This is a genomic window from Comamonas sediminis (assembly GCF_041107495.1).
Lineage (GTDB): Bacteria > Pseudomonadota > Gammaproteobacteria > Burkholderiales > Burkholderiaceae_C > Comamonas > Comamonas sediminis.
The window spans coordinates 142,371-157,360 of record NZ_JBGBDC010000009.1 but is presented as its reverse complement, the minus strand read 5'-3'; the positions used below and the strand labels follow the sequence as shown (position 1 = coordinate 157,360).

Sequence of the window (14,990 nt, the reverse complement as noted above, 5' to 3'; positions counted from 1 at the left end):
AAGCATAAACCCATTGCCGTATCGGCAAACCTACCTTGCCAAATCGGTGGTGGCGCCTGCTGTCACAGGCTTTTAATATGCAAGGCTTCACGCAGGCGCCTTTGCCCCCGCGCGCATGGCACACCCGCTGTGGGCGCACAAGAACCGGTTTGTTCTGGCCCGCGCCACAAGCGCAGAGTGCTTCGCAGATGTTATGCAACTCGCTCACCACCATGCCAACTACCCCTTCTCTTCTTTCTCGCATGCCAGGCCGCCGGCCGTTGCTCGCCGGCCTGGTAGCCGGCACGGCGCTGGCCATGCTGTCCCCGTTTGCCGCAGCCCAAGGCGGCCAATGGCCTGAGCGCGCGATCCGTGTCATCGTGCCCTTCCCGCCCAGCGGCGCGACCGACCTGGTGGCCCGCGTCGTGGCGCAAAAGGTGTCGCAGGAGCTGGGCCAGTCGCTGGTGATCGACAACCGCCCGGGCGCGGGCGGCACCATCGGCACCGCCGAGGCCGCGAAGGCCGGGGCCGATGGCTATACCCTGCTGTTCACCACCAGCAGCACCCACGCGATCTCGCCGCACCTGATGCCCAAGCTGGCCTACCGTGCGGACAAGGACTTCACGCCGATCGCCCATGTAGCCGATGCCGCCAGCGTGCTGCTGGTCACGAACGCGCTGCCGGTCAAGACCGTGCAGGAGCTGATCAGCTATGCCAAGGCCAACCCCGGCAAGCTGAACTACGCCACCAGCGGCAATGGCACCATCGTGCACCTGAACACCGCGGCCTTTGCGGCCCAGGCGGGCATCACCCTGACCCATGTGCCCTACAAGGGCACGGCGCAGTCGATCAGTGATCTGGCCACCGGCCAGGTGCATATGCTGTTTGATTCCATCCCCACCGGCATGCCCCATGTGGCCAGCGGCCGCCTGCGTGCGCTGGCGGTGACCAGCGCCGAGCGCACCCAGTTGGCGCCGCAGCTGCCCACGGTGGCCGAATCTGGCCTGCCCGGCTACGCATCGGTGACCTGGTTTGGCGTCTACGCGCCTGCGGGCCTCAAGCCCGAGCTGACCGCCAGGATCAATGCCGCCTTCAACAAGGCCGTGCAAAATCCCGAGGTGGTGGCCAGCCTGGCCAAGCTGGGCGCCGATGTGGCCAAGCCCGGCACGCCGGCGCAGTTTGCGGACCTGGTGAAGGCCGACAGCGCCCGCTGGGCCAAGGTGATCCAGGACAACCACATCACGCTCGAATAAGCGTTGCCACCACCAGACCGGGGCGGTCGTTGCCGCCCCGGCTGCCCTCTCGATTGCATTCAGAAAGACAAGACATGACTACCGTGAAAGACTGGGCCCAGCCCTATGCCTCGCAGCGCTCGCCGGTACTGGGCCGCAATGTGGTGAGCACCTCGCAACCACTGGCCGCGCAGGCGGGCCTGCGCATGCTGCAAGCGGGCGGCAATGCGGTGGATGCGGCGCTGGCCGCGGCGATGACCTTGACGGTGGTGGAGCCCACCGGCTGCGGCATTGGCAGCGATGCCTTCGCGATTGTCTGGGACGGCCAGGAGTTGCATGGTCTGAACGCCTCGGGCCGCGCCCCGGCCGGCTGGACGCCGGAGTACTTCGGCAAGCTCGGCGGCATCCCGGAAAAAGGCTGGAATGCGGTCACCGTGCCCGGTGCGGTCTCGGGCTGGGTGGAGCTCTCCAAGCGCTTTGGCAAGCTGCCTTTTGCGCGGGTGGCGCAACCGGCGATCGACTATGCGCGCCATGGCTTTGCGGTATCGCCGACGATTGCCAAGCTCTGGGCGCTGGGCCTGGCCAAGCTGGGCGACCAGCCCGGCTTCAAGGAATGCTTTGCCCCCGAGGGCCAGGCGCCGCAGGCGGGCAGCTGGTTCCAAAGCGAGGCGCATGCCCGCACCCTGGAAGAGATTGCCGAGACCCTGGGCGAATCCTTTTACCGGGGCGCACTGGCGCAAAAGATGGCAGCCCACAGCCAGGCCAACGGCGGCGTGATGACGGCCGAGGACCTGGCCGCCCACCGCTGCGACTGGGTGGGCACGGTGGCCCAGTCTTTTGGCGAGTCGGTGGTGCATGAGATTCCGCCCAATGGCCAGGGCATTGCCGCGCTGATCGCGCTGGGTCTGCTCGATGCCATCGGCATTGGCGACCAGCCGCTCGACAGTGCCGAGACCGTGCACCTGCAGATCGAGGCGATGAAGCTGGCGCTGGCCGACCTGGCCCAGTACAACGCCGATATCGACCACATGCGCGTCCACCCCCAGCAAGACCTGCTGAACCCCGCCTACCTGGCCGAGCGTGCCCAGCTGATCGACCGCAGCAAGGCCCAGGTTGCCCGCTACGGCGCGCCCAAGCCGGGCGGCACGGTCTACCTGGCGGCCTGCGACGAGAGCGGCATGATGGTGTCCTTCATCCAGTCCAACTACATGGGTTTTGGCTCGGGCGTGGTCGTGCCGGGCACCGGCATCAGCCTGCAGAACCGGGGCGCCGGCTTCACCACCGAGGCGGGCCACGCCAACCAGGTGGCGCCGGGCAAGCGCCCTTCGCACACCATCATCCCCGCGTTTGCGATGCATGCCGATGGCACACCGCAGATGGCCTTTGGCGTGATGGGCGGCCCGATGCAAAGCCAGGGCCATCTGCAGATGGCCGTGCGCGTGCTGCGCTATGGCCAGAACCCGCAAGCCGCTGCAGACGCGCCGCGCTGGCGCGTGACGGGTGGCAACCAGGTCTCCGTCGAGCTGGGTTTTGACCCGCAGGTGATTGCCGCATTGCGCGCGCTGGGCCATGAGGTGACCATTGAGGAAGGCCATGGCGTGTTTGCGTTCGGCGGTGCGCAGCTGATTTTGCGTGAAGGCGGGCACTATGTGGCCGGCTCCGATCCGCGCAAGGATGGCCAGGCGGCCGCCTACTGACGCGCCGGTCGAACCAATACACCCAGGGCGCCACCGGACTTGTGCCGGTGGCGCTTTTTTTCGTCTGTCTGCGAGCGGCCCGGTCAGCGCGATTCGCGCACCGACAGCCAGGCGCTCAGCGCACCACCCACCGCAATTGAGACCATGCCGAGCACGGCCCAGTGGTCGGGGATATGGCCATAGAGCAGCCAGCCCGAGAACACGGCAAAGGGGATCTGGCTGTAGAGAAACGGCGAGATCGTGGCGGGCTTGGCATGCTCATAGGCCTTGAGCAGCATCAGGTGGCCAATGGTGCTGCCCACGCCCATCGCCAGCGCCGCCAGCCACAGGGCCATGGTGCTGGGCATTTGCCAGAACCAGGGCAGGCTGGCACTGGTCAGCACCAGCGCCAGCAGGCTGGTGTAGATCTGCGTGGTCACTGGCCGCTCCTTGCCGGCCATCTGGCTGCTGACGATCTGGTAGGCGGTGTTGGCCGCCAGCTGCAGCAGCGGCCAGACCAGCGCGCCACCGCTGAAATTGGCCCCGCCCGGGCGGATGATGACCACCGTGCCCAGAAAGCCCATGGCCACCAGCACCCAGCGCAGCGGGCTGACCGGCTGCTTGAGCCAGAGCGCCGCCACCAGGGTCATCGCCAGCGGCGTCATCGCGACGACGGCGGTGAACTCTGCCAGCGGCAGGTAGCGCAGGCTCATCATCGCGCAGGCATTGCTGCTGCAAAACAGCGCGGCGCGTGCCATCTGAAACCGCGGATGCGTGGTGCGGAACACACCGGCGCCGTACTGGTAGACGCCCCAGCCGACGGTGAACACCGACTGCAGCATGTAGCGCAGCCACAGCGCCATCAGCAGTGGCAACAGCGCACCCGCGTACTTGGAGCCGGTATCGAGCAGGCAAAAGCAGGCACAGGCCAGCACCGTCAGCACAATGCCCGTCAGTGCCGAGCCTTGGCCGGGGCGGCGCGGAGCAGGTGTGCTGGGAGTCGCGGGCACGCGGCTGGCGCTGTCCGGTGCAAGGGCAGGGGAATGCATCAGGCCTCTGGCGGGCAGGGCCAAGGCAGGGTCAGGGGCTGTCGGGGGAGTCACGCGGGCAAAGTCACCCTGCGGCGGCCGGTCTCCTGCGGAGTCGAAGGGCTGGCGGGGGTGTGGCTCCATTGTAGAAAGCTGCAGCCGCTTGCAGGCCCCCGCGTGGCTTGGCGGCTGCAGTTTTTTTGCCCGGCTGTCCGATCAGGGACAGGCGGGTGGCAGCTGGAGGCATCTCCGGATTTGTACCCGCCTGCTACCGAGGGGAACAAAGCTGCGTGTTACCATTCAAATGAGAACGATTCGCAAATGTGTCAGCTCTGTAAAGCCTTCGGGTGCTGCAGCCTGGCATCCATCAGGCGAAGTTTCCATTCCATCAACCGCTGGGGCTTCCGCTGCGGGCACAAGAAGAATGTAGCGATACGGTCTTGGGTCGGGTGCATGCAGGGGCTGCCAGCTTTCCGACCAAAGGATGTTCCATGTCGCGCTCCGCTCGCTCCACCGTCAACCGCCGCCAGTCGCTGCTGCAACTGGGTGCCCTGGTGACCCTGCCCTGGGCGGCAGGCTCCGCACTGGCGCAGCAGACTCTGGCGGTGCAGCAAGCGGGCGGCACGGTGCAGATCCCCGTCAAGCCCAAGACCATCCTGGTGTTCGATCTGGCCGCACTCGACTGCCTGCGCGCGCTGGGCGCCGAGGTCAAGGGCGTGCCCGAAGTGGTGAAGTTCCCACCGGTGCTGGAGCAGTACGCCAGCAAGGACTACATCCGCATCGGCAGCCTGTTCGAGCCCAACTACGAGGTGGTGAAGGGGCTCAAGCCCGATGTGATCGTGGCCGGGGGCCGCTCGGCGGCCAAGGTGGCCGAACTGGCCAAGATTGCGCCCACCTTGGACCTGACGGTGGACAACACCCAGCCGGTGGCCAGCGCCTTCAAGCACTTGAAGATCCTGGGCGAGATGGTCGGCAACGAAGCCCAGGCCCAGACCCTGATGGCCGCGATGCAGGCCGATATCGACAAGCTCAAGGGCCTGACGGCCAACAAGGGCACCGGCCTGATGGTGATGACCAATGGCGGCAAGCTCAGTGCCTATGGCCCGGGCTCGCGCTTTGGCATGCTGCACGATGTCTATGGCATCCCGGCCGCCAACAAGGACATCAAGGTGGCCGGCCATGGCCAGGCGATCTCGTTCGAGTTCATCCTCAAGACCAACCCGGACTGGCTGTTTGTGCTGGACCGCGATGCCGCCATCGGCCGCGAAGGCGCGTCCGCCGCCAAGCTGCTGGACAACCCGCTGGTCAACGCCACCAAGGCGGCCAAGAAAAAGCAGATCGTCTACCTGAACTCGGCCAACTGGTACCTGCTGGGCAATGCCAGCCCCGGCTCGCTGCATGACGATGTGACGCAGCTGATCAACGCCTTCTCCAAAGCTTAATGAGCTGCTGAGCCAGCCCCTGTTGCGAGCCACAGCATGACGACCATGATTGAGAAAGTGCCAGGCGGCAGGCGCGGCCTTGCGCTGCGCCCGCTGGCTTTTGTGCTGCCGGCCATCGCCTTGCTGGCGCTGCTGGGCTTTGTCAGCCTGTTGGTGGGCGTCAGCGATGTGTCGGTGACGACCTTGCTGCGCCTGTTCTCCCACAACGACGATGACCTGGCCACCCAGGTGCTGGTGGCCAGCCGCGTGCCGCGTACCCTGGCGCTGCTGCTGGCCGGCAGTGCGATGGCGGTGGCCGGCCTGCTGATGCAGATGCTGGCGCGCAACCACTATGTCGAGCCCACGACGATGGGCACAGCCGAATCGGCGGGCATGGGCATGCTGATCGGCATCCTGTGGTGGCCCGATATGCCGGTGTTCGGCAAGATGGGCCTGGCGGCAGTGTTTGCATTGGCGGGCACGGCCTTGTTTTTGGCGGTGCTCCGCCGCATACGGCTGCGCTCGGCGCTGATCGTGCCCCTGGTCGGCCTGGTGCTGTCGGGCGTGATCGAATCGGCCACCACGTTCATCGCCTACCGCTTTGACCTGATGCAGGCGGCGCGCTCCTGGATGACGGCCGATTTCTCGGCCATCGTGCAGGGCCGCTATGAAATGCTCTGGCTGTCGCTGGGCATCACGGTGCTGGCGATGCTGGCGGCCGACCGCTTCACGGTGGCCGGCATGGGGCAGGAATTTGCCACCAACCTGGGGCTCAACTACAAGCGCCTGGTGGCGCAGGGCGTGTTGGTGGTGGCGGTCGTCACCGCCTCGGTGATCGTCACCGTCGGCATCATTCCCTTTGTCGGGCTGATCGTGCCCAACCTGGTGCGCCTGGTGGTGGGCGACAACGTGCGCAAATCGGTGCTGTGGGTGGCCTGGGCGGGGGCCTTGATGGCGCTGGCCTGCGACCTGATCGGGCGCGTGGTGATCGCCCCGTACGAGATACCCATTGGTACGGTGATGGGGGTGCTGGGCAGTGCAATGTTCCTGGCGCTGCTGCTGTCGCGCCGCAAGCGCATGGGGGGCTGAGATGAACACATTGTCGACCTCGCCCTCCGCAGCGGCGCCTGCACCTGCACCCGTCTCCTGGCTGGGCACACCGGCGCGGCGCCTGTGGCTGCTGCTGGCGCTGGCGCTGCTGACCAGCCTCTACTTCATGACCAGCCAGGTGCAGGCCGAGTGGAGCTTTGTGCTGCCGTTGCGCGGCAAGAAGCTGGCAACCATGTGGACGGTGGCCTTTGCGATCGGCGTGTCCACCGTGCTGTTCCAGACGGTGACCAACAACCGCATCCTGACGCCGGCGGTGATGGGGTTCGACGCGCTGTTCCAGCTGATCCAGTCGGTGCTGGCCTTTACGTTGGGGGTGGCGGCGATGCAGATCCCTGAGCTGTCGCGCTTTGGCATGAATGTGGGGCTGATGGTGCTGCTGTCGACGAGCCTGTTTGTCTGGCTGTTCCGGGGCCAGGCCAGCAACCTGCATCTGTTGCTGCTGGTGGGCATTGTCGCGGGCATCTTTTTTCGCAGCCTCAACAACTTTGTCTGGCGCGTGATGGACCCCAACGAGTTCACCGTGCTGCAGGACCGCTTGTTTGCGAACTTCAACACCGTCTCGCTGCCGTTGCTGCTGCTGTCACTGCCCGTTATTGCGCTGGTGGGCGTCTGGGTCTGGCGCCAACGCCATCTGCTCGATGCGCTGGCGCTGGGGCGTGAGGTGGCCATCAACCTGGGGGTGAACTACCAGCGCTCGGTGATGGGCGTGCTGGTGGTGGTGGCCATTCTGGTGTCGATCTCGACCGCGCTGGTCGGGCCGGTGACCTTTTTCGGCCTGCTGGTGAGCAACATGGCCTACCAGCTGATGCACAGCCACCAGCACCGCTACACCCTGGCCGGCTCGGTGCTGCTGGGGGGCTTGCTGTTGGTGGGCGGCCAGATGGTGCTGGAGCGCCTGTTTGGCTTCAATACCTCGCTGTCCATCGTCGTGGAGTTCCTGGGCGGACTGACCTTTATCTATCTTCTAGTGCGCAAGGCCAAGAGCTGAGCGCGGTGACCAGCCATGATTGAAACCGACAAGCTGCGCAAGACCCATGGCACCACGACGGTGCTGCATGACGTGAGCCTGCGCATTCCCCAGGGCCGGCTGACCGCCATCATCGGCCCCAACGGCGCGGGCAAATCGACGGCGCTGTCCCTGATCAGCCGGCTGATGCCGATGACCTCCGGCACGGTGCGCATCGAGGGCCAGGACATCACCACCACGGCCAGCGATGCGCTGGCGCGCGTGATGGCGATCCTGCGCCAGGACAACCAAAGTGCGCTGCGCCTGACGGTGCGCGATCTGGTGGCCTTTGGACGCTTTCCGCATTCCAAGGGCAGGCTGACCGAAGAGGACCGTGTGCAGGTGGATGCGGCGCTGAACTACTTGAAGCTCCAGCCGCTCAGCGAGCGCTTTCTCGACGAACTGTCTGGCGGCCAGCGCCAGCGCGCCTATATCGCCATGGTGCTATGCCAGAACACGCGCTACATCCTGTTTGACGAGCCGCTCAACAACCTCGACATGGCCCATGCCGTGGGCATGATGAAGCTGTTGCGCCAGGCAGTGCGCGATGCCGGCAAGACCGTGGTGGTGGTGCTGCACGACATCAACTTTGCCGCCAGCTATGCCGACCACATCATCGCGATGAAGGCCGGCGCGCTGTACTGCGAAGGCCCGCCCGAGGTGGTGGTGCGCGATGAGGTCCTCAGCGACCTGTATGAAATTCCCGTACAGGTGCACGAGGTGGGTGGCCGGCGCTTCTGCGACTATTTCTGATCGCTGGTTGGTTGGCTGAGGCTGGCGGCGGGCGGCCGCCTGCCTGTGCGCTGCCATTGCCCCGAGCAGCTATGCAGTGCCGGCACCGGCGAAAGCCTCAGGACGCGGCCATTGGCTGGTCGGCCGCCGCATCGGCTGCGGCCGGCTCCTTCAGGCGCTGCAGCAGCATCGAATCTCCATAGCTGAAGAAGCGGTAGCCCTGTGCGATGGCATGCTGGTACAGACCCATGATGTGCTCGTAGCCGGCGAAGGCGCTGACCAGCATCATCAGGCTGCTTTTGGGCAGGTGGAAATTGGTCACCAGCATGTCCACCACGCGGAACGGGAAGCCGGGGGTGATGAAGATGTTCGTGTCGTCCGAGAGCTGGCCGGTGCGGGCCCAGGATTCCAACGTGCGCACGGTGGTGGTGCCCACCGCAATGACCCGGCCGCCGCGCAGGCGGCAGCGCTCCAGCGCGGCCAGGGTGGGCAGCGGGATGTTGTACCACTCGCTGTGCATCTGGTGGTCTTTGAGGTTCTCGGTCTTGACAGGCTGAAACGTGCCTGCACCCACATGCAAGGTCACGCTGGCGCGCTCCACGCCCTTGGCCTCCAGCGCAGCCAGCACCTTCTCGTCAAAATGCAGCGCGGCGGTCGGCGCCGCCACGGCGCCGGGGTTCTTGGCAAACACGGTCTGGTAGCGCTGCTCGTCTTCCGCCTGGTTGGGGTCCTGGCCGGTCTGCTGCTCGCGCTCAATATAGGGGGGCAGGGGGATGTGGCCGTGCTGCTGCATCAGCTCCCACGGTGACTCCCCCTGGGGGCCTGTCAGGCGCAGGCGAAACAGCGCGCCCATCTCATTGGGCCAGCGGCCCAGCAAGGTGGCATCAAAGCCACCGGCCTTCCTGCCGCCTGCCATGTGCAGCACGCCGCCCACGGCCGGCTTCTTGCTGACCTTCATATGGGCGACGACTTCGTTGTCCTGCAGCACGCGCTCGATCAGCAGCTCGATCTTGCCGCCGCTCGATTTTTCGCCAAAGACGCGTGCCTTGATCACCTGGGTGTCGTTGAAGACCAACAGGTCGCCTGCTTGCAGCAGATCGGGGAGCTCGTGGAAGCGGCGGTCTGCCAGATGTAGCTCCCGCGCATCCAGCAGGCGCGAGCCACTGCGCTCGGCAGCCGGGTGTTGGGCAATCAGTGCTTCGGGCAGTTCGAAATCGAAATCGCTCAGTTGAAAAGTACGGCGGGCACCGGAGAAGGCAGTCATCGTTGGCTCATGCAGGCGGAACACACCTGCAGCTCACAGGGATCAAAACAAGGGGGCGATTGTGCCACTGTGGCAGAGGCGCAGCAGGCCGCGCGGGCTTGGCGCGGTTGGGGGCCGCCTCCTACGTGCCTGGGAAGCGCAGTTGCTATAGTGGCCCGATGCTACGTCTTCACCACTTGATGCGCTTCGCGTTGGTCTGGGTTCTGGGCCTCTTGGCCGCCTCCGCTGCCGGGGCCGCGCAGGAGGAAACCCTGCGCGTGGGCTCCAAGCGTTTCACCGAATCCTATGTGCTGGCCGAGATCATGGCGCAGCAAGCACAGGCCGCCGGGGTCAAGACCCAGGTACGCCAGGGCCTGGGCAACACGGCCATCGTCTATGAAGCGTTGCGATCCGGCCAGATCGATGTCTATGCCGAATACAGCGGCACCATTGCGCTGGAGATTGCCAAACATGCCCAAGGCAGCGATCTGGCATCGCTGAATGCGGCGCTGGCGCCGTTGGGCCTGGCCGTCGGTGTGCCCTTGGGCTTCAACGACGGCTATGCGCTGGCGATGCGCCGCCAGCAGGCCGAGGCGCTGGGCATTCGCAGTCTGAGCGATCTGGCGCGCCACAGCGAACTGCGCTTTGGCCTGTCGAACGAGTTCATCGGCCGGGGCGATGGCTGGCCCGGCCTGGCCAAGCGCTACAACCTGCAGGCCAAGCCCCAGGGGCTGGACCATGGGCTGGCCTATGAGGCCATCACCCAGCAGCACATCGATGTGATGGACATCTACACCACCGATGCCAAGATCGACCACCTGGGGCTGTTGGTACTTGAGGATGACCAGGCCTATTTTCCGCGCTATGACGCGCTGCTGCTCTACCGGCAGGACCTGCCTACACAGAAACCGGTGGCCTGGGCCGCGTTGCAACAGCTGCAGGGCCGCATCAGCGAAGCGGCAATGATTGGCATGAATGCCCAGGCCGAGCTGCAGGGCCGGGGCTTTGCCGAGATTGCCAAGCAATTTCTGGCAGGCGGGGCTGCGCAGACCAATGGCAAGGCCGCAGTGGATGCGAAGGCAGCGAACCAGGCGAGCTTGGGCGCGCGGCTGTGGACGCGCCTGGTGGCGCCTGACCTGTGGCGGCTGACTGCGCAGCACCTGGCGCTGGTGCTGGTCTCCGTCGGTGTGGCGGCGCTGATCGCGGTGCCTGCCGGCATTCTGCTCTTTCCGCATCCTCGCTCGCGCGCGCTGGCACTGGGCGCGGCCGGCGTGCTGCAGACGATTCCGTCCCTCGCCCTGCTGGCGGTGCTGATTGCCTGGTTCGGCGTGATCGGCCGGCTGCCGGCCCTGGTGGCGCTGACGGCCTATTCGATCTTGCCGATTCTGAGCAATACCTGTGCGGGCCTGGCCGAGGTGTCGCCGGGCTTGCGCAGCGCCGGCTCTGCGCTGGGCATGACCCGGCCCCAGCGCATGCGCTGGGTGGAGCTGCCGATTGCAATGCCCACCGTGGTCGCCGGTATCCGCACGGCCTGCGCCATTGGCATCGGCACCGCGACGATTGCCGCATTCATCGGCGCAGGAGGCCTGGGCGAGCGCATTGTGACCGGTCTGGCGCTGAACGACAGCGCGCTGATGCTGGCGGGCGCGTTGCCGGCAGCCGCGCTGGCACTGCTGTCCGAGCTGCTGTTTGAGCTCTGGGAGCGCTATCTGCGCCGGCGCCGCGTGCGGCGCTGATGCGGCGGGCTCCAGCGCGGCTGCGTAGAGAGGCTGGACAGGTTTTGGCAGGCACTGTCTTTTTAACCAGTCGTGCGGCAAAGCATGCCAGAATGCAGCATTGCTGAAACTGCCTCCATGTCTGCTGCCACGCCTGCTTCTTCTGCTGATGATGCGATGCCCTCGAAGGGGCGCAAACCTGGCCGCCCGCGCAAGGCGAGCGGGGCGGCAACGGGCGCGGCCCCTGCCGCTGGCGCCGCGCCAGCAAAGACTGCCGCCAAGAACCCGGCCCAGCAAGCGCTGGTCAAACTGGGGCTGACGCGCGACATCGATCTGGCGCTGCATCTGCCGCTGCGCTATGAAGATGAGACGCGCATCATTGCGCTGCGCAATGCACGCGATGGCGAGGTGGCGCAGATCGAAGCCACCGTGGTGTCTGCCGATGTGCAGCTGCGGCCTCGCCGGCAACTGGTGGTGCGGGTCGAAGATGCCAACGGAGACGGCTGCGAACTGCGCTTCTTCAGCTTCTACCCTTCCCACCAGAAGACCCTGTCCGTGGGCAACACCTTGCGCATTCGCGGTGAGGTCAAGGGCGGCTTCTGGGGGCGGCAAATGCTGCACCCGGCCTTCCGGCTGGCGGGTGGCGAACTGCCCCAGTCGTTGACGCCGGTGTACCCCACCACCGCCGGGCTGCCCCAGCCCTATCTGCGCCGCGCGGTGATCGGCGGTTTGCAGCGTGCTGATCTGAGCGAAACCCTGCCACCCGGCGTGGACCTGCCCTATGCCCGGTACCTGGGAGCGGGCGGCCTGGGCAGGGCCTACACCTTGCGCGAAGCGCTACAGTTTCTGCACCACCCCACGCCCGATGTCGCGGTAGCCACCTTGGAAGACCACAGCCACCCGGCCTGGCAGCGCCTCAAGGCCGAAGAGCTGCTGGCCCAGCAGCTGTCGCAGCTGACGGCCAAGCGCGAGCGCGACAGCCTGCGCGCGCCCGCGCTGGCAGCGCAGCGCCATCCCGACGGCAGCCTGAACCTGCATGAGCAGTTTCTGGCCGCCCTGCCTTTTGCGCTGACCGGGGCGCAGCGCCGGGTCTGCGAGGAAATTGCCAGGGATCTGGGGCGCCACATACCGATGCACCGCCTGCTGCAGGGCGATGTGGGCTCGGGCAAGACCATCGTGGCGGCGCTGTCGGCGGTGATCGCTATTGATGCGGGCTGGCAGTGCGCGCTGATGGCGCCGACCGAAATTCTGGCCGAGCAGCACTTTGCCAAGCTGGTGGGCTGGCTGGAGCCGTTGCTGGCGCCGCGCGGCCTGAAGGTCGCCTGGCTGGCCGGTGCGCAAAAGAAGAAGCAGCGCACCGAGATGCTGGCGCTGGTTGAGAGTGGCGAGGCCGCGCTGGTGGTCGGCACGCATGCGGTCATCCAGGACCAGGTGCAGTTCAAGCAGCTGGGGCTGGCCGTCATCGATGAGCAGCACCGCTTTGGTGTGGCCCAGCGCCTGGCGCTGCGGCAAAAGCTGCTCTCCACCGGCATGGAGCCGCATATGCTGATGATGAGCGCCACGCCGATCCCGCGTACCTTGGCGATGAGCTATTACGCCGACCTGGATGTCTCCACCATCGACGAGTTGCCGCCTGGACGCACGCCGGTGGTGACCAAGCTCATCAGTGACAGCCGGCGCGATGAGGTGGTCTCGCGCATTGCCGACCAGATTGCCCAGGGGCGCCAGGTGTACTGGGTCTGTCCGCTGATCGAGGAGAGCGAGGCGCTGGATCTGTCCAACGCCACGGCCACCCATACGGACTTGAGCGAGGCGCTGCCCGGGGTCATGGTCGGTCTTCTGCACTCGCGCATGCCCACGGCTGAGAAAAAGGCCGTCATGGCCTTGTTCACCGAAGGGGTAATGGGCGTGCTGGTCTCCACCACGGTGATTGAAGTGGGCGTTGATGTGCCCAATGCCAGCCTGATGGTGATCGAGCATGCCGAACGTTTTGGCCTGAGCCAGCTGCACCAGCTGCGCGGCCGGGTGGGGCGGGGCGCTGCAGCATCGGCTTGTGTGCTGCTGTATGCGGTAGGTGACAACGGCAAGCTCGGCGAGACGGCCAAGGAGCGGCTGCGGGCGATGGCCGAGACCTCCGATGGTTTCGAGATCGCCCGGCGCGATCTGGAAATTCGCGGGCCCGGCGAGTTTCTGGGGGCGCGGCAGTCGGGTGCGGCGCTGTTGCGATTTGCCGATCTGGAAGCCGACAAGCACCTGCTGGAATGGGCGCGTGAGTTGGCGCCGCCGATGCTGGACCGCTGGCCAGACCTGGCTGCCAGCCATGTGCTGCGCTGGCTGGGCGGCAAGGCGGAATACCTCAAGGCCTGAAAAACTAGCGCATAGCTCACCGCCACGTTGCATGGCAGCATTGCAAACAAGATTTAAAAGTTGCAAAAATGATACGAAATCTTGGTAAATATCGATTGATTCGTGCTATGGCTGTTGCGCAGAATGTTAATCGTGTTGTTCAAATAGAGGATTTAAAACGCATTCTGTAACTAGATTTATAGCTTGTTGCGGCCACCCAAATGGCAAATAAGCCTTATTTAACAGGGAGGTAGCGGAGTGAGGCGTCGATAATTATGTAGCTTTGTGTAAATGCTCGCATCCATATTTACCTACATTCCCGGTGAGCGAGCGCTTGCATTTGACGCATAATAGATTAATCCTATTTTTGTAGTCGCGCATTGGCACCCATGGTGCTTCGGAATAGAGTACAACTCATAGCTTGCGGTTCTGATGAAACACAGTGTGGCACTTTGGCCTCTGGCGCTATAGCCAGGTGGTCCACAGGCCATGCACAATACGCGATTCGCACTAAAAACTGACATGACACTTACAGAGCTCAAATATATTGTTGCTGTCGCCCGTGAAAGGCATTTCGGCCGCGCCGCTGATGCCTGCTACGTGTCGCAACCTACCTTGTCTGTCGCCATCAAAAAGCTGGAGGAAGAACTCGAGGTCAAGCTGTTTGAACGCAGTGCCTCGGAAGTGTCGGTCACCAGTCTGGGTGACCAGATCGTGCGCCAGGCGCAAATCGTGCTGGACCAGGCCGCTGCGATCAAGGAAATTGCCAAGCGCGGCAAGGACCCGCTGGCAGGTGTGCTGACCCTGGGTGTGATCTATACCATCGGTCCCTATCTGCTGCCTGAGCTGGTGCGCCAGTCGATCGAGCGCACGCCGCAGATGCCGTTGATGATCAACGAGAACATGACCGCCAAGCTGCTGGAGATGTTGCGTACCGGTGAGATCGACTGCGCCATCGTGGCCGAGCCTTTCCCCGATACCGGACTGGCGATGGCCCCTCTGTATGACGAGCCCTTCTTTGCGGCCGTGCCCAGCGTGCACCCGCTGGCCACGCGTGACAGCATCTCGGCCAGCGAGCTGAAGAACGAAACCATGCTGCTGCTGGGCGCTGGCCACTGCTTCCGTGACCATGTGCTCGAAGTCTGCCCCGAGTTCGCCCGCTACTCCAGCAACACCGAAGGCATCCGCCGCACCTTTGAAGGCTCGTCGCTCGAGACCATCAAGCACATGGTGGCCGCCGGCATGGGTGTGACCCTGGTGCCCCGCCTGTCGGTGCCCAAGGATGCGCTGGAAAAGGGTGTGCGCCGCCGCAAGTCGGACGAGACCCACATCCGCTACATTCCGCTGACTGACGAGATCAACGACGAAGCACCGAAGCGCCGCGTGGTGCTGGTATGGCGCCGCAGCTTTACCCGCTACGAAGCCATCGCCGCATTGCGCAATGCGATCTTCGCCTGCAACCTGCCCGGCGTGACGATGCTGCAAGCCTAAGTCTCGCTGCA

The 14,990-nt window shown here is 65.1% G+C and carries 11 protein-coding genes; 9 read left to right on the top strand and 2 right to left on the bottom strand.

From position 1 onward, the window contains the following. Nucleotides 1-212: 212 nt before the first annotated feature. Complete coding sequence (locus AB7A72_RS19850) at nucleotides 213-1,232, top strand: Bug family tripartite tricarboxylate transporter substrate binding protein (protein WP_373450934.1); 1,020 nt, start codon at nucleotides 213-215, stop codon at nucleotides 1,230-1,232. A 74-nt stretch (nucleotides 1,233-1,306) separates the two neighbouring features. After that, the gene (locus tag AB7A72_RS19845; protein ID WP_369460911.1) at nucleotides 1,307-2,908 is read left to right on the top strand and encodes a gamma-glutamyltransferase family protein; all 1,602 of its coding nucleotides are present in this window, start codon (nucleotides 1,307-1,309) and stop codon (nucleotides 2,906-2,908) included. A gap of 83 nt (nucleotides 2,909-2,991) precedes the next feature. Here AB7A72_RS19845 and AB7A72_RS19840 read toward each other — a convergent pair whose 3' ends face one another. Next, complete coding sequence (locus tag AB7A72_RS19840; RefSeq protein ID WP_369460910.1) at nucleotides 2,992-3,936, bottom strand: DMT family transporter; 945 nt, start codon at nucleotides 3,934-3,936, stop codon at nucleotides 2,992-2,994. Nucleotides 3,937-4,406: 470 nt separating this feature from the next. Here AB7A72_RS19840 and AB7A72_RS19835 point away from each other — a divergent pair, with 470 nt between their 5' ends. From AB7A72_RS19835 to AB7A72_RS19820, 4 genes are read left to right on the top strand one after another with little or no spacing between them, the layout of a single operon-like run. Then, nucleotides 4,407-5,357: a siderophore ABC transporter substrate-binding protein gene (locus tag AB7A72_RS19835; protein WP_312416872.1), complete on the top strand. Its 951-nt coding sequence runs from the start codon at nucleotides 4,407-4,409 to the stop codon at nucleotides 5,355-5,357. 36 nt (nucleotides 5,358-5,393) lie between these two features. Beyond that, the gene (locus AB7A72_RS19830) at nucleotides 5,394-6,425 is read left to right on the top strand and encodes an ABC transporter permease (protein WP_369460909.1); all 1,032 of its coding nucleotides are present in this window, start codon (nucleotides 5,394-5,396) and stop codon (nucleotides 6,423-6,425) included. A gap of 10 nt (nucleotides 6,426-6,435) precedes the next feature. Next, a complete protein-coding gene (locus AB7A72_RS19825; protein ID WP_407065006.1) occupies nucleotides 6,436-7,434 on the top strand; it encodes an iron chelate uptake ABC transporter family permease subunit in 999 nt (332 codons plus the stop codon). 15 nt (nucleotides 7,435-7,449) lie between these two features. Continuing rightward, entirely contained in the window at nucleotides 7,450-8,205 is a 756-nt protein-coding gene (locus AB7A72_RS19820) for an iron ABC transporter ATP-binding protein (RefSeq protein WP_312416877.1), read from the top strand. Nucleotides 8,206-8,302: 97 nt separating this feature from the next. On the opposite strand, the gene queA is transcribed toward AB7A72_RS19820, so the two are convergent. Then, a complete protein-coding gene (queA, locus tag AB7A72_RS19815; RefSeq protein WP_369460907.1) occupies nucleotides 8,303-9,448 on the bottom strand; it encodes a tRNA preQ1(34) S-adenosylmethionine ribosyltransferase-isomerase QueA in 1,146 nt (381 codons plus the stop codon). 158 nt (nucleotides 9,449-9,606) lie between these two features. On the opposite strand from queA, the gene AB7A72_RS19810 reads away from it, so the two are divergent. From AB7A72_RS19810 to AB7A72_RS19800, 3 genes are all read left to right on the top strand, one after another. Next, a complete protein-coding gene (locus tag AB7A72_RS19810) occupies nucleotides 9,607-11,163 on the top strand; it encodes an ABC transporter permease/substrate-binding protein (RefSeq protein WP_369460906.1) in 1,557 nt (518 codons plus the stop codon). 156 nt (nucleotides 11,164-11,319) lie between these two features. After that, nucleotides 11,320-13,509, top strand: a complete 2,190-nt coding sequence (recG, locus tag AB7A72_RS19805) for an ATP-dependent DNA helicase RecG (RefSeq protein ID WP_312528947.1) — start codon at nucleotides 11,320-11,322, stop codon at nucleotides 13,507-13,509. Between the two features lie 501 nt (nucleotides 13,510-14,010). Beyond that, nucleotides 14,011-14,979, top strand: coding sequence for a LysR substrate-binding domain-containing protein (locus tag AB7A72_RS19800; RefSeq protein ID WP_021028298.1), 969 nt, complete (start codon nucleotides 14,011-14,013; stop codon nucleotides 14,977-14,979). Nucleotides 14,980-14,990 lie beyond the last annotated feature (11 nt).

Coding starts and splice junctions, on each gene's coding strand:
- AB7A72_RS19850 (WP_373450934.1), top strand. CDS start 213: ATGCCAACTACCCCTTCTCTTCTTTCTCGCATGCCAGGCCGCCGGCCG.
- AB7A72_RS19845 (WP_369460911.1), top strand. CDS start 1,307: ATGACTACCGTGAAAGACTGGGCCCAGCCCTATGCCTCGCAGCGCTCG.
- AB7A72_RS19840 (WP_369460910.1), bottom strand. CDS start 3,936: ATGCATTCCCCTGCCCTTGCACCGGACAGCGCCAGCCGCGTGCCCGCG.
- AB7A72_RS19835 (WP_312416872.1), top strand. CDS start 4,407: ATGTCGCGCTCCGCTCGCTCCACCGTCAACCGCCGCCAGTCGCTGCTG.
- AB7A72_RS19830 (WP_369460909.1), top strand. CDS start 5,394: ATGACGACCATGATTGAGAAAGTGCCAGGCGGCAGGCGCGGCCTTGCG.
- AB7A72_RS19820 (WP_312416877.1), top strand. CDS start 7,450: ATGATTGAAACCGACAAGCTGCGCAAGACCCATGGCACCACGACGGTG.
- queA (WP_369460907.1), bottom strand. CDS start 9,448: ATGACTGCCTTCTCCGGTGCCCGCCGTACTTTTCAACTGAGCGATTTC.
- AB7A72_RS19810 (WP_369460906.1), top strand. CDS start 9,607: ATGCTACGTCTTCACCACTTGATGCGCTTCGCGTTGGTCTGGGTTCTG.
- recG (WP_312528947.1), top strand. CDS start 11,320: ATGCCCTCGAAGGGGCGCAAACCTGGCCGCCCGCGCAAGGCGAGCGGG.
- AB7A72_RS19800 (WP_021028298.1), top strand. CDS start 14,011: ATGACACTTACAGAGCTCAAATATATTGTTGCTGTCGCCCGTGAAAGG.